Source organism: Photobacterium halotolerans DSM 18316, from assembly GCF_000425165.1.
Lineage (GTDB): Bacteria > Pseudomonadota > Gammaproteobacteria > Enterobacterales > Vibrionaceae > Photobacterium > Photobacterium halotolerans.
In genome coordinates this window covers 17,687-29,972 of the sequence record NZ_AULG01000015.1, presented here as the reverse complement: position 1 = coordinate 29,972, position 12,286 = coordinate 17,687, and the positions used below count along the sequence as shown (strand labels likewise).

The 12,286-nt window shown below is 49.4% G+C and carries 13 protein-coding genes and 1 riboswitch; of the genes, 7 read left to right on the top strand and 6 right to left on the bottom strand.

Annotated elements, in window-relative coordinates:
* Positions 1-73 precede the first annotated feature (73 nt).
* From H511_RS0103295 to H511_RS0103275, 5 genes are all read left to right on the top strand, one after another.
* Entirely contained in the window at positions 74-376 is a 303-nt protein-coding gene (locus tag H511_RS0103295; RefSeq protein ID WP_027251025.1) for a putative quinol monooxygenase, read from the top strand.
* 190 nt (positions 377-566) lie between these two features.
* Complete coding sequence (locus H511_RS0103290) at positions 567-920, top strand: hypothetical protein (RefSeq protein WP_036758626.1); 354 nt, start codon at positions 567-569, stop codon at positions 918-920.
* A 267-nt stretch (positions 921-1,187) separates the two neighbouring features.
* A complete protein-coding gene (locus H511_RS0103285; RefSeq protein ID WP_155804787.1) occupies positions 1,188-1,616 on the top strand; it encodes a hypothetical protein in 429 nt (142 codons plus the stop codon).
* An 80-nt stretch (positions 1,617-1,696) separates the two neighbouring features.
* Positions 1,697-2,416, top strand: coding sequence for a L,D-transpeptidase family protein (locus H511_RS22430; RefSeq protein ID WP_036758624.1), 720 nt, complete (start codon positions 1,697-1,699; stop codon positions 2,414-2,416).
* Between the two features lie 128 nt (positions 2,417-2,544).
* Positions 2,545-3,624: a threonine aldolase family protein gene (locus H511_RS0103275; protein ID WP_027251022.1), complete on the top strand. Its 1,080-nt coding sequence runs from the start codon at positions 2,545-2,547 to the stop codon at positions 3,622-3,624.
* A gap of 61 nt (positions 3,625-3,685) precedes the next feature.
* Here H511_RS0103275 and H511_RS0103270 read toward each other — a convergent pair whose 3' ends face one another.
* Together H511_RS0103270 and H511_RS0103265 are read right to left on the bottom strand one after the other, a co-directional pair.
* Positions 3,686-4,714: an adenosine deaminase gene (locus H511_RS0103270; RefSeq protein WP_027251021.1), complete on the bottom strand. Its 1,029-nt coding sequence runs from the start codon at positions 4,712-4,714 to the stop codon at positions 3,686-3,688.
* Between the two features lie 104 nt (positions 4,715-4,818).
* Positions 4,819-4,918: riboswitch (purine riboswitch) on the bottom strand.
* A 213-nt stretch (positions 4,919-5,131) separates the two neighbouring features.
* Positions 5,132-5,620 carry a sll1863 family stress response protein gene (locus tag H511_RS0103265; protein WP_036758623.1) on the bottom strand — a complete coding sequence of 163 codons (489 nt, stop codon included), beginning with the start codon at positions 5,618-5,620 and terminating at the stop codon, positions 5,132-5,134.
* A gap of 163 nt (positions 5,621-5,783) precedes the next feature.
* Between H511_RS0103265 and H511_RS0103260 the strand changes: the two genes are divergently transcribed.
* Positions 5,784-7,328 carry a bifunctional GNAT family N-acetyltransferase/carbon-nitrogen hydrolase family protein gene (locus tag H511_RS0103260; RefSeq protein ID WP_027251019.1) on the top strand — a complete coding sequence of 515 codons (1,545 nt, stop codon included), beginning with the start codon at positions 5,784-5,786 and terminating at the stop codon, positions 7,326-7,328.
* Positions 7,329-7,353: 25 nt separating this feature from the next.
* On the top strand, positions 7,354-8,331 hold the full coding sequence (locus H511_RS22425) for a DUF2860 family protein (RefSeq protein ID WP_081669173.1): 978 nt from the start codon (positions 7,354-7,356) through the stop codon (positions 8,329-8,331).
* A 53-nt stretch (positions 8,332-8,384) separates the two neighbouring features.
* Here H511_RS22425 and H511_RS0103250 read toward each other — a convergent pair whose 3' ends face one another.
* The 4 genes from H511_RS0103250 to trhO all read right to left on the bottom strand — a co-directional run bounded on the left by H511_RS0103250 (position 8,385) and on the right by trhO (position 11,991).
* Positions 8,385-9,044, bottom strand: coding sequence for a DsbA family protein (locus H511_RS0103250; RefSeq protein WP_027251018.1), 660 nt, complete (start codon positions 9,042-9,044; stop codon positions 8,385-8,387).
* 118 nt (positions 9,045-9,162) lie between these two features.
* Positions 9,163-9,984 (bottom strand): arylamine N-acetyltransferase family protein, encoded by an 822-nt coding sequence (locus tag H511_RS0103245; protein WP_027251017.1) that lies wholly within the window; start codon positions 9,982-9,984, stop codon positions 9,163-9,165.
* A gap of 139 nt (positions 9,985-10,123) precedes the next feature.
* Positions 10,124-10,645 (bottom strand): peptide-methionine (S)-S-oxide reductase, encoded by a 522-nt coding sequence (locus H511_RS0103240; RefSeq protein ID WP_027251016.1) that lies wholly within the window; start codon positions 10,643-10,645, stop codon positions 10,124-10,126.
* 365 nt (positions 10,646-11,010) lie between these two features.
* Positions 11,011-11,991 (bottom strand): oxygen-dependent tRNA uridine(34) hydroxylase TrhO, encoded by a 981-nt coding sequence (trhO, locus tag H511_RS0103235; RefSeq protein ID WP_027251015.1) that lies wholly within the window; start codon positions 11,989-11,991, stop codon positions 11,011-11,013.
* Between the last annotated feature and the right edge of the window lie 295 nt (positions 11,992-12,286).

Here is a 12,286-nt window from a genome sequence, read left to right as displayed (position 1 = left end):
TATACAATATAGAGCAAGATATTCAAACGAAGAACGAGTTGTTCCTCAAACCGACAAAAAGGAAGTGCACTCTATGTTTTGTATTGTTGTGAAAAATTCAGTCAAAGCAGGGTTTCGAGACCAATATCTCTCGATCATGAAGGAAAATGCCAGGGCTTCGGTAGAGAATGAAGAAGGCTGCCTGGTGTTCGATGTGCTGTCAGCTCAGGACAACGATCACTGCTTCTACCTGTATGAAATCTATACCAGTGAAGACGCACTTGCGGCGCACAAACTGACACCGCATTACCTGGAAAGCCGCAAGCACTTAGCCGGTTTGATCGACGAACAATCTGTCATCCGCTGCGATGTGGAGCATCGTAATTTCCAGCGATAATTTCTCACAGCTGCGATCATTTTTCTGTCAACACCGCTTCTGAAGACAGGCGTATAAATCACCTGTCTTCAGCACCCGGATTAGGCGCAAATCAGCGCCAGCCGAAAAAACCTGCATCCTCTCGTCACTTTGGTCGCCTCAGTAACACGCCCCAAGAACAGACTAATGACGAAGCGAAGTAAGGTGGATTATGAAAGGCTTTACCTGTTTATCCCTCACCCTGATGTGTGGCTTTATGGTATCAGCAACGGCAAATGCTGGCTGCGGTGAAATGCAAGCGCAATGCATTGTGTTTGAGCACGGTGAGACAACCCCGGTCAGTTGCTCCATATCGGTCTGTGCCAATACCAGCGATTTTGATACCTATTGGACACTCAGTAACGGTTCTGAAATCTCGCATCACATCAACGCGAACAAAACCACCATTAAGGTAAACGGTCAAACCGGATTCGCATTACCTTCAGCCATATTACAAGACAAACTGAGCTGCTACAGCGCACCCGGTATCAACAGCATTTATTGTGCGAAAGATATGCTGCTTTAGCCTGTGCTGGCTGAGAAGCACTGAGGGCAATATTCGCTGCTTTGTATATATACAGCTGACAGTATCTGCCTGCTGTTCCTGCCGTTTGTTGCCTGCCGCTTATTGCCTGCCAAGAGTACGCTGATACCGGTTCCCCGCTTAAACCTTCCGCTTACCTGTCATTTTGCAATAACCAGTTAATGACACACAGCGTTCTGACGCCATTAGATACTGTCATTGGTTGAGGGTTTCTGACCCTTTTGCATCATTATAAAAATCAAGGTGAGTATGAAAAAGGCACTCTCTATTATTCTTCTCTCATCGTTATCAGGCTGTGCATCTATGGGCCAGCCAGATCCTGAGATCGGGTTTGAGTCTACAGTTAACCTGAAAGGTTACTATTTTTCAGAGAGCAACGGCAATGTTCTGGAAAATGGCCAACTGGTAAAAAAGAAAACTTACGCCTATATAAAATTCAATAACTTAGAAGAAAATCAGCTGACGTACATCATTGCCACGTCTCCGGCAGTAAACGGCATTGTCCGGGGCGATGCGATCAGTACCCGGGTGACCAGCCATTACCGTGTGGATAATAACCACGGCGATAAAGGTTACCGAATCAGCTTCTATCAGCAAAAAGGGAACATGCACCTTGATTACGTGCTGAATGCAGACATCAATGGCGTTATTGAGGATTTTACTTTCCAGCCGCTGTGATCTGACACACTGACAGCTCACTGCTGATAATGTAATCAACATTTTTTCGTTTAACGGACGAGATATGACGTTGGGGAATTATGCGCACTCTTAAATTTTCAGCCCTGTTTGCCACTGTATATTTACTGATGATCTCTCATGCTCATGGACAGTCCGTTTCAAGCTCTGTCGCTCCCTCTGCACTGGGTAAGCGAACCGTTGATGATGTATTAGCCACTTACGGCCACTTGTCGGAAATGCGGCTTAAATACAGATTTCGCCAGGCCAGTGTGAGTTATCCGCCTGAGAAAATTGCGCTGCTTGGCCTGAAAGAAGAAAAAGCACTGGAGCTATGGGCGTATGATCAGCAAGGCCGGCGCCATTTTGTCTACAGTTACCCTGTCACGGCAGCCAGCGGCAAAGCGGGACCAAAGCTCAAGGAAGGCGACCGTCAGGTGCCGGAGGGGATCTACAAAATCATCGGCCTCAACCCGAACAGTCGTTTCCACTTGTCGATGAAGCTTAACTATCCCAACGACTTCGATCTGAAATACGCCGCACTCGAAGGCCGGCAATCACCGGGCTCCAATATTTTCATTCATGGCAAAGCCGACTCCATTGGTTGTCTTGCTATCGGAGACAGTGCGGTGGAAGAGCTGTTTACCCTGGTGGAGAAAATCGGCAAAGACAATGTCGAAGTGGTGATCGCCCCGCATGATCCGCGTAAAAACCCGATCCGCCCTGTATCCGACACCTCCCCGGCCTGGATATCTGAGTTGTATGCATCGATTGAAAGCGAATTTTCCCGTTTTGAATATTAAACAGGCTAATAAGGCTCCCGGCGCGGAGCGCCATCATAACTGTCAATGAAATCTGTTGCGCACGGGAATCAGCCACCATAAACTCCTGACAACGAATTAAAATTAAGTGGCTTATTTCAAGGATTATTATGAGCACGGAATTACGCTCTCAATGCACTCTGTCTGTCCCCGGCAACCATGAAATGTCTCCGGCCGAGATCTTCCGGCAAATGGCAGACTGGTGTCAGGACAATCAGGTCAAACATGATATTTACGGTCAGGGCGATGATCTGCAGCAGTTTGAAACCAAAATCGCCGATCTTCTGGGCTACGAAGACGGTCTGTTCGTTATCACGGGCACGATGACCCAACCTACCGCACTGCAACTGGCCTGTATCGCACGCAAAAACCCTATTGTGGCCATGCATCCCTCCAGTCATATTTACCTGCATGAAGCGCAAGGCTATCTGCTGCAGCAACGCTTTACCGTTCTGCCTGTCGGTAACCCTTATCAAACCTGGTCTTTGGCCGATCTGCAGGAATGGCCGGACGATGTAGCAGCCGTACTGTATGAACTTCCCATGCGCGAAATTGGCGGTCAGCTGCCTGAATGGGATGATTTAAACGCTATCAAAGCCCATTGTCGCGAGCAGGGTATTCATCTGCACATGGACGGTGCCAGATTGTGGGAAGCCAAAGCCTGGTATGGCCGTGAGTATAGCGAGATTGCAGAAGGTTTCGATTCAGCTTATGTCTCTTTATACAAAGGCATTGGCGGATTAGGCGGCTCTATGCTGCTGGGCGATAGAAAATTCATTGAAAAGGCTCGCCTCTGGATGCGGCGCCAGGGCGGTAACGTATATCATCGTACGCCTTACTCTGTCTCCGCGGCTATGCAGTTTGATCAGCGCCTGGCGCTGATGCCAGCCTTATTCGAGCGGACTCAGCAACTCTACCGCCTATTGAAAGATTACCCGCTGTTAACGCCCAATCCGACAGCGCCTCAGGCCAATATGCTGCATCTGTACCTGCCGGTCAGCGCCGACAAGGCCAAAGCCATTCGTGACAGGCTGGCGACAGAGCAGAAAATCTGGCTGGGAAATCCGCAACAAGCCGCCTTATCTGAGCAATCGTTCCTCGAATGGTATGTCGGTGACAACCTGCTCAACCTGAGCGATGACAAGCTGCGCGAAATCTTAAGCTGGCTATCCGGCGAGTTAGTCCGCTAATTGAAAAGCGGCTCCCAACCGCTGCATTACCAGCGCAGGGAGCCACTTGGCCATAGTGATATTATGACTGGCTGTTATCGGATGATTTTTCGCTTTGAAGGTAATCCAGTGTCATTCGGGTTAAACGCTGCTTCTCTTCCTCGCAGATAAAACTGGCCTGAATCGCATTGAGGGTAAACTGGGCGATCTCTTCCTGCGTCATTGGGTGTGCATCGGCCACCGCCTGAAAATTATCGGTCATATAACCGCCGAAATACGCCGGGTCATCCGAATTGATGGTGACGCACAAACCTTTGCGCAACAGCTCGACAATATTGTGATCTTTCATCTCCTCGAACACCTTGAGTTTTAAGTTCGACAGCGGGCACACGGTTAACGGTACCTGCTCCTGCACTAAACGCTCAACCAGCGCAGCATCTTCAACACAACGGACACCGTGATCCACCCGGGTCGCCCCCAGCAGATCCAGGGTATGGGTGATATTTTCCGATGGCCCTTCCTCACCGGCATGGGCTACGGTCAGAAAACCTTCTGCCAACGCTTGCTGAAAGACCGCATGGAATTTCTCCGGCGGATTGCCCTGCTCAGAGGAATCCAGCCCCACGCCCACGATTTTGTCTTTATGCGGCAGCGCCTGACTGAGCGTGGCAAACGCTGAGTCCTGATCGAGATGGCGCAGGAAACACATGATCAGCTGGCTGGAAATACCCAGAGTTTCCCTGCCCTGCTCCAGTGCGCGATGAATGCCCAGCACCACAGTATCGAAGGCAATACCACGCCCGGTATGGGTTTGCGGATCAAAGAAGATCTCTGTGTGCACCACGTTATCGGCTTTACAGCGCAGCAGGTAGGCCCAGGTTAAATCGTAAAAATCCTGCTCGTGGATCAGCACGTTTGCGCCCTGGTAATAAATATCCAGAAAAGACTGCAAATTGTGGAACTGGTACGCCGCACGCACTTCATCAGGTGAGTTAAACGGAATCGCGATCTGGTTTCTCTCGGCCAGTGCAAACATCAGCTCAGGTTCCAGTGAGCCTTCAATATGCAGGTGTAATTCCACTTTTGGTAAGCCAGTAATAAAGGATGTCATAAGGTGCTCTTAATCAGGTTCTCAATACGTTGACTGGGATGATTAACAGCTTTTCTGCAGCAAAGGAGAATGGGATATTCTGACCATGACAAAGAGAAAAGCGATTAATCGACTTAACTCTTCGTAATCAGAATTTTACGGATTCTGGTAGAGACCCCCACACCCTATCAGTGGGGTTATACGAAGCGGGTTGTATCGGTTTACGCTAAACCGATGACCACAACGGGACGAACTTTCTCATATCAGCTGCCGGCTTGCAAGCCGTGCCAGCCAACACCCTGCCTGCGACCCCATAGCAGAAGGCAACTTACTACTGGTTCTGGTTACTGGTTTCTGGTTTCTGGTTTCTGGCAAAAATGACGGGAAAAACGTCACAATGAAAAATGCGCCCCCGTTCGCAGAGGCGCAGCGCTAATGTTACTCTTTCTCTTCTTTAGAAAATTCTTCGCTGGCCTTTTGCCAGGCTTCACTCAGGCTGTCATAGGCACCAGAAAAGCCTTCTTTGACATGATCCCAGGCGCCGGCCGAGCTGCTCTTCATGCTGCCATACCATTCAGCCAGTTTCACCCGCTGTTCCTGCATTGATTTCAGGCTTGCTCTGGCTTTCTCACGGGCAGCCTGATCCATATTGTCCCAGTCATCTTCTATCTGGGTCTGCAACTGCTCAATATGTTTATCCAGGCTGTCGATGCCTTCTTTCGTCGCCTTCATGGCTTCGTCTTTTTGCTCTGCGGAGTAGTTTTTCAGTGACTCCAGCAAATCCTGCGTCTCTTTGTTCACCTGTTCTGCAGATGTCACTGCTTCTTCTTTTTCGTGATGGGCCGCAGTGGCCACGCCAGGCAACAGCCCGATGGACACCACAAGTGCACACACCGAGGCATAACGACGAACGACATTCACTTTCATATTTCCTCCAAGCGTCGTGATATGAATGAAGAATCAGACCTAAAGTATGGCCGATCCCTAATAAAATTGTGTTCACTCACTGTCAGGATACGGTTCACTGGCGAATCCTAACGGATGTTCCATACTTTATAGCACTGGTTTCAACAATGAAAAACAATAAGTTATGGATGAGAACAACAGCACTTTATTAAATCTGCGCACCATTGAGCCTTCCGATTTCAAGCAACTTGCTGCATTGGAAGATCTGGTATTTCCTGATGTTGGCGGTGCCTGGCCAAAATCCACCATACAAGGGCTGGTCAAACATTTTCCCGACGGGCAAATCTGCATTGAGGACAAGGGAAAGATCATTGCCGCTGCACTGACCATTAAAGTCAGCTACAACCGCTATTCCCTGAACCACACCTATCTGGATATAGTCGATGCCAACAATGTGGCCTGCCACAACCCGAACGGGGATGCGCTGTATGGGCTGGACGTATTTGTCCATCCGGATTATCGCGGCCTTCGCTTAGGGCGCCGCTTATACGAAGCCCGTAAGGAGCTCTGCCGGGCCAACAACCTCAAAGCCATACTTGCCGGCGGACGTATTCCGGGTTATCACAAATACGCCGATGAAATGCATGTTTCTGAGTATATTGCCAAGGTCAAACGCCGCGAAATTCACGACCCGATACTCTCGTTTCAGCTTGCCAATGATTTCGACGTAAAACGCCTGATGAACCGCTATCTGCCTGAAGATGCGAAGTCCAAAGGCTACGCCACACTGCTTGAATGGGACAATATTTTCTACGAAGAAGATATCTCGATCCATCAAACCGAAAAAACACTGATAAGGCTGGGCATAGTGCAGTGGCACATGCGTCGGGTCGTGTCGGTCGACGACCTGATGAATCAGGCCGAGTTTTTTGTTTCTTCGCTCTCCAAATATCAGTCCGATTTTGCATTGTTCCCTGAGTTTTTTAATGCGCCGCTGATGGGGTTAGCCAGAGACAAAGATTCGGTTGAGGCCATTCGCTACCTGAGCCAGTTCACTGAAGAAATCCGTCAGCGATTTTCTCAGCTGGCTGTCACGTATAACATCAACATCATTGCCGGCAGTATGCCTTACCTGAAAGGAGACAAGCTGTACAACGTCTCATACCTGCTGCACAGAGACGGGGACATTGACGAGCAATATAAAATTCACATCACGCCGCACGAAGTCAGAGACTGGGTGATAGACGGAGGCGATAAAGTCAAAGTCTTTGACACCGATGCCGGGCGGATTGGTATTCTGATTTGCTACGATGTCGAGTTTCCCGAACTGGGCAGGCTGCTGGCCGATCAGGGAGTCCAGATTCTGTTTGTCCCTTTCTGGACAGATACCAAAAACGGCTATCTGCGGGTACGTATATGTGGTCAGGCGCGGGCGATTGAAAACGAATGTTACGTCGCGCTGGGAGGCAGTGTCGGCAACCTTCCCCGGGTTGATAATGTCGACATCCAATATGCCCAGTCTGCGGTGTTTTCTCCCTCCGATGTGTATTTTCCGCACGATGCGATCATTACGGAAGCCAATGCCAATACCGAAATGATTATTTTCGCCGATGTCGACTTGTCAAAATTAAAACTGTTGCACAACGAAGGCTCTGTCACTAACCTAAAGCATCGACGCTTGGATCTTTATAAAATGAAGACCAAAAAGCGTAACAAAAAGAAACATTAACCGATGCTTTTCACAGGAAGTGGCCATGCTACGAACTATTCGACAGACAGTGCTCATTCTTGGGACACTGTCTGCTTTTTCCGTTTCCGCTCAGAGCACTGTCAAACCTGGACTTTCAGGCAATGTCAGTATTAACCTGGGCTGGTTTAAGAACGACTCCCACCTGAGTACCGAGCAATCATCCGTACTCGATTCGCTGGACGAATCCGGCACGAACGAAGAAAAAACCCTGCCCCTGCCGATGTGGGATTTACAGCTTGGTGTTGCGCCAAATACCGCGCTGTATTTCAAATCGGCGCTGGGCGGGATGGCGAGCAGTTTCTATATGCAGGCGGGCCTTACACAGTATTTGAGCGACGGCTCCAGCTTAGGCATTGGCGTTATTCCCGGCTTTTTTGACAACAAAGTGTGGGATGACCCTTTTCTGACCGGAACACCAAGGCAGGAAACCAAACGCTCTATCCGGGGCGCGGTTCTCGACTACAACCGCATTGCGGGAACCAATGTGTCGTTAGAGCTGGCCGCGGGTAAACGGAAAATCGAGGATGAACGCAGCGGCTCCACCTACAGCACGGTGTCGCAAGACACACTTAAACGCGAAGGCGATCTTTTCTATGCTGCACTGAGTCAAAAACTGGATTTGAATCGTCAGTTTGGCATTGACTGGAAAATTCACTATATCGATGACAGCGCGGAAGGTGGTGCAGTAGCGAACAATCGCTATGGTATTGAGCTGACAGCCCGGCAACGGATCGACCGCTATATTGTGATGCTGGGTGCCAGCACGGCATGGATTGACTATGACGAGGCCCATCCCATTTTTAACCAGGTCCGGGATGACAACCAATACGGTTTTTCCGCGACCTTGATCTACCTGGCCCCGTTTAACTGGCGAAACGCCAGTGCCGTTGCCCGGGCTGGGTTTGACAATCTGACGTCTAATATTGATTTTTATGAAGAAACTCAGAACCTGTACAGTATAGGGCTGGCCTATTCGTTTTAATGACATTGCACATGATGTGCAGCCTGCGCTGCCATCATGTGATTCATAAACGGCTAGCTTTTTTTCACAAACCACCCTTTCATCACCGACTTGGCGTTTGCCCATTTGAGCTTATCCTTGATGTCATTCAGTGTGGTCAGTTCATTCTGATAGGCAACCGCAATCGGCCAGCGCTGGCCTTCCACTTCCAGAACCAGAGAAGGAAAGCCAGACACACCCAATGCTGCCGCGTGTGCTATGTCTTCCTGAAGTAATGCGTCAACCTCAGCGCTGGTGATGTCTGTCATGAAACGCGCAACGTCCAAACCCAGCTCAGCGGCCAGCCTGGCGTGGGTCTGGTAGTCAGAAGGGTTCATTGCCCGCAGGTAATAAGCCTGCTGAATTGCCTCTGTCATTGCATTTTCCTGTCCCTGTTTTTTTGCGGCGATAACAGCCCGACAGGCAGGGTACGTCGACCGGCGCGGCTGGCACTGTGTCCAGAAGTCATGATTAAATTCTGTCCCCAGCTGGCTGGCTATCCGGCGCCAGGTCAGCTGCAACATCTGCTGCATCTCTTCCGGCATGGGCTGATCACTGTCGGGAGCCAGACCACCCAACACACAACGAATTTCCACATCAGCCGGTAACTGAGCTTTGAGCCGCTGAAAAGCAGGACGATAACCCCAGCACCAGCTACACATAGGATCATGAACGTAATACAAAATAGCGCCCACACATTTCTCCTGACTGAGGCTTTTGAAAGAATTTCTAACCATTCATTCTAAAGCTATCATGGCTATGCGCCAGCTTTATCTGGAATTCTGCCCCCGGCTTTTGTTGCTTGTGCTGCTGTTACTGCTGCTGACGTATCTTAACCCTTTGATGTGAATACAAGGTGGCAGCATCCTGTTCCGTTAGCTGCAAGTTAAATTGCGTGGTCAAGAGCTGATACAGCATGGTGGCGTCACTGATATCCACCGCTCTCTCCTGCCCTGTCTTATCATCATATTCAAAGTAGGTCAGGTTTCGGATCAGATACCGCCGGCTGTCAAGAATCCGCGATACCACCAGATGATTCACAAATACAGCCTCAGGGGCTTGATGACTGTAAAAATGGCTGATTGTGCAATCTGATTCCAGGTATTCCGCAAAATCAAAACGATACAGTGTTACCACTTCATCAGAGTTTGTGGCCATCACCAACATACCGCCACGGTTGTCGGATTCCACGCTGTACTGGTATCTGACATCAGGCTGAGGCAGGTTGGTATCCAGGGAAATAATCTGTCTTGGGTTCATGATCCCGAACCCGACATCGATCAGATACTGCTTATCGCGCAGGGTGAGTAAGGTTAAGCGGTGAGAACGGCCATTGTCCGGATTACCGTTAAGCATCACACGGCCAATCAGAGGACGGACATCAAAGCCCAGCTGTTTCAGCACCAAAAATAAGACCTTGTTGTGCTCGAAACAATAACCGCCGCGGCGTTGCACTATCAGGCGCTTTAATAAAGCCTCTGGTTCCAGACTTAAATCATGCTTCAGAATGACATTGGTACTGGAAAACGGATAACGTGCCAAATGGGCAGCTAACAGAGATTGCAGCCATTCCAGGCTGATTTGCGGCTCGTTAATAGCCAGGCTTTGCAGATATTGATCGATAAGGTTTTTCATTTAATCGCTCCGTTGCATCAAATAAGTAACGCCACGATAGAACCTCAGGTTAACTTGAGGTCAAGCAATAATATATAAAAAACCTTTGGCGCCGCTCATTACAAACCGGCTGAATCTGTGCTTTGCCCGGTTTTTAGTGTCACTTGATATCGACAGGCAACTGCTCCAGCACATGCCGTTTTTTATCGTCAACGCGATCACTGAACTGACTCAGTAAAATGCTGAGTTTCGGACTGATACGCATCTGACAAAACGGCTTCTGCGGGTTGCTGTAAAAATAATCCTGAATTTCATGCCGTGATGGCTGAAACGCATCAAAGCGCAGGGCCTGGGTTAAAATAGGTTGTTCGAATTCAGGTTGAAGGGCTTTGAGACAAACCTGCGCGGCACGTTGCTGATCAGGACTGAACGCATAAACAGCCGAGCGGTACCTGTGGCGCAAGGCATGGTTCGACGTACAGCTGTGGGTATAAAGGTGGATCTGAATCAGGGTATAAAGATCAATCCTGGCAGGGTCAAAGCGCAGTAAAATTCCTTCGGACATCTCTTCGTGCCCCTGAGCTGACAACCAACCCTGATCTACTTCGCCAACGCCTTTCAACGACCGAAACACAGCTTCGGTACACCAATGGCAACTTCCGCCCAGACCGACAGTTTCCATCCAGCGCCTCCTGCTTTATCCATTCGACTTTGGTTATTGGACTCCTTCCGGCACGAAATGGTTTCACCGGCAGCAGCATCTTGCCGATTTCTCTGTGCAATTTATGTAATCAAATGTTGCGCCCGCTGCAGCAGCCAGCCCATTTTTGCCGATAGTACAACACGATAGTACAACACAATACTAAGCCGCATTGACTTTGGCGGGCAGCAATTAACAGTCGTCTCTGAGGGGGGTAGCAGGCTGGCAAGGAAAGAGGTTGCAGTACTGTACTTTGTTTGGCCGGATGAGCGCTTTATGGTCTTACAGACCAGAGAAAGGCTTTCCCCAGGCAGGACTGCCCGGGGATGTGTTCTTTTCTAACGCAGTTAACGATGTTCGCGCTGCTGTTTCTTGCGTGTCAGCTTTTCCTGCCGACGGGCCTCGATAATGCTTTTGGCATCGCCGCCAACGTGTTGTTCACCGCGTTCTGCTGCCAGTTGAACCTGCTTCTCACGCTCGCGAAAACGGGCTTTCTGCTCGTCAGAGTGTTTATCAAAACATTTCGGGCAGCTAACGCCTTTTTCAAATTGCACACTCTGCATATCCTGCTCTGTGATCGGCAAACGGCAGGCGTTACACATGTCATAAGAGCCTTTTTCCAGCTGGTGATTTACCGTGACACGGCCATCAAAGACATAGCACTCACCTTCCCACAAGCTCTCTTCGGCAGGGACTTCTTCCAGGTATTTCAGAATGCCGCCTTCGAGGTGATAAACCTCATCAAAGCCCTGCTCTTTCAGGTAAGCGGTGGATTTTTCACAGCGGATACCGCCGGTGCAGAACATCGCCACTTTCTTGTGTTTAGCCGGGTCCAGGTTCTCTTTCACGTACTCAGGGAACTCGCGGAAAGTCTCTGTCTTCGGGTTGACAGCGCGTTTGAAAGTACCCACTTCAATTTCATAGTCATTACGGGTATCAACGACGAAAACGTCAGGGTCAGCAATCAGCTGGTTCCAGTCTTTTGGCTTCACATAGGTACCGACGACATGGCGAGGATCAATACCTTCTACACCCATGGTCACTATCTCTTTCTTCAACTTAACCTTAGAGCGGTTGAACGGCTGATGATCGTCAAATGACTCTTTGTACACTATGTCTGTTAAGCGAGAATCCGTCTTAAACCAGGCCAGCAGGGCGTCAATGTTTTCGCGTTTGCCGGCAACTGTGCCGTTAATACCCTCTTTAGCAAGCAGTAACGTACCGCGAACCTGATTCTCTTCCATCAGGTTCTGTAGTGGCTCACGAAGGGCTTCAAAATCTTCCAGTGCAACAAACTTATACAGTGCACAAACTACGTATTGGGACATCGTTTTTCCTCAGTGCGGACTGGATCGTAAATCCAGAGCATTGTTTTATACATAAACGGGTAGCGTTTGCTGACCCTGCGACGGGTTCTCGCAGCAATACCCGGCAAGCCAGTTTTCAGGCGGATACCGGTTGGCCAAAAGACTCGTCATTCACAGTTTTTACTACGATTGCACCTACAGGCGGCATACAAAAGTGAATAAGCGCGGCATTATAGCCAAGTCTGGCCGCATTAAACACACATTTAAAATAAGGTTAATATATGCGGTTTTCTCAGGTCTATACCTTAGAGGGCGG

Excerpts from the sequence above, each read along its gene's own strand:
- H511_RS0103265 (WP_036758623.1), bottom strand. The coding sequence starts at position 5,620 with ATGAAAGTGAATGTCGTTCGTCGTTATGCCTCGGTGTGTGCACTTGTG.
- H511_RS0103275 (WP_027251022.1), top strand. The coding sequence starts at position 2,545 with ATGAGCACGGAATTACGCTCTCAATGCACTCTGTCTGTCCCCGGCAAC.
- H511_RS0103245 (WP_027251017.1), bottom strand. The coding sequence starts at position 9,984 with ATGAAAAACCTTATCGATCAATATCTGCAAAGCCTGGCTATTAACGAG.
- H511_RS0103260 (WP_027251019.1), top strand. The coding sequence starts at position 5,784 with ATGGATGAGAACAACAGCACTTTATTAAATCTGCGCACCATTGAGCCT.
- H511_RS0103290 (WP_036758626.1), top strand. The coding sequence starts at position 567 with ATGAAAGGCTTTACCTGTTTATCCCTCACCCTGATGTGTGGCTTTATG.
- H511_RS0103285 (WP_155804787.1), top strand. The coding sequence starts at position 1,188 with ATGAAAAAGGCACTCTCTATTATTCTTCTCTCATCGTTATCAGGCTGT.
- H511_RS0103295 (WP_027251025.1), top strand. The coding sequence starts at position 74 with ATGTTTTGTATTGTTGTGAAAAATTCAGTCAAAGCAGGGTTTCGAGAC.
- H511_RS22425 (WP_081669173.1), top strand. The coding sequence starts at position 7,354 with ATGCTACGAACTATTCGACAGACAGTGCTCATTCTTGGGACACTGTCT.
- H511_RS0103270 (WP_027251021.1), bottom strand. The coding sequence starts at position 4,714 with ATGACATCCTTTATTACTGGCTTACCAAAAGTGGAATTACACCTGCAT.
- H511_RS0103240 (WP_027251016.1), bottom strand. The coding sequence starts at position 10,645 with ATGGAAACTGTCGGTCTGGGCGGAAGTTGCCATTGGTGTACCGAAGCT.
- trhO (WP_027251015.1), bottom strand. The coding sequence starts at position 11,991 with ATGTCCCAATACGTAGTTTGTGCACTGTATAAGTTTGTTGCACTGGAA.
- H511_RS22430 (WP_036758624.1), top strand. The coding sequence starts at position 1,697 with ATGCGCACTCTTAAATTTTCAGCCCTGTTTGCCACTGTATATTTACTG.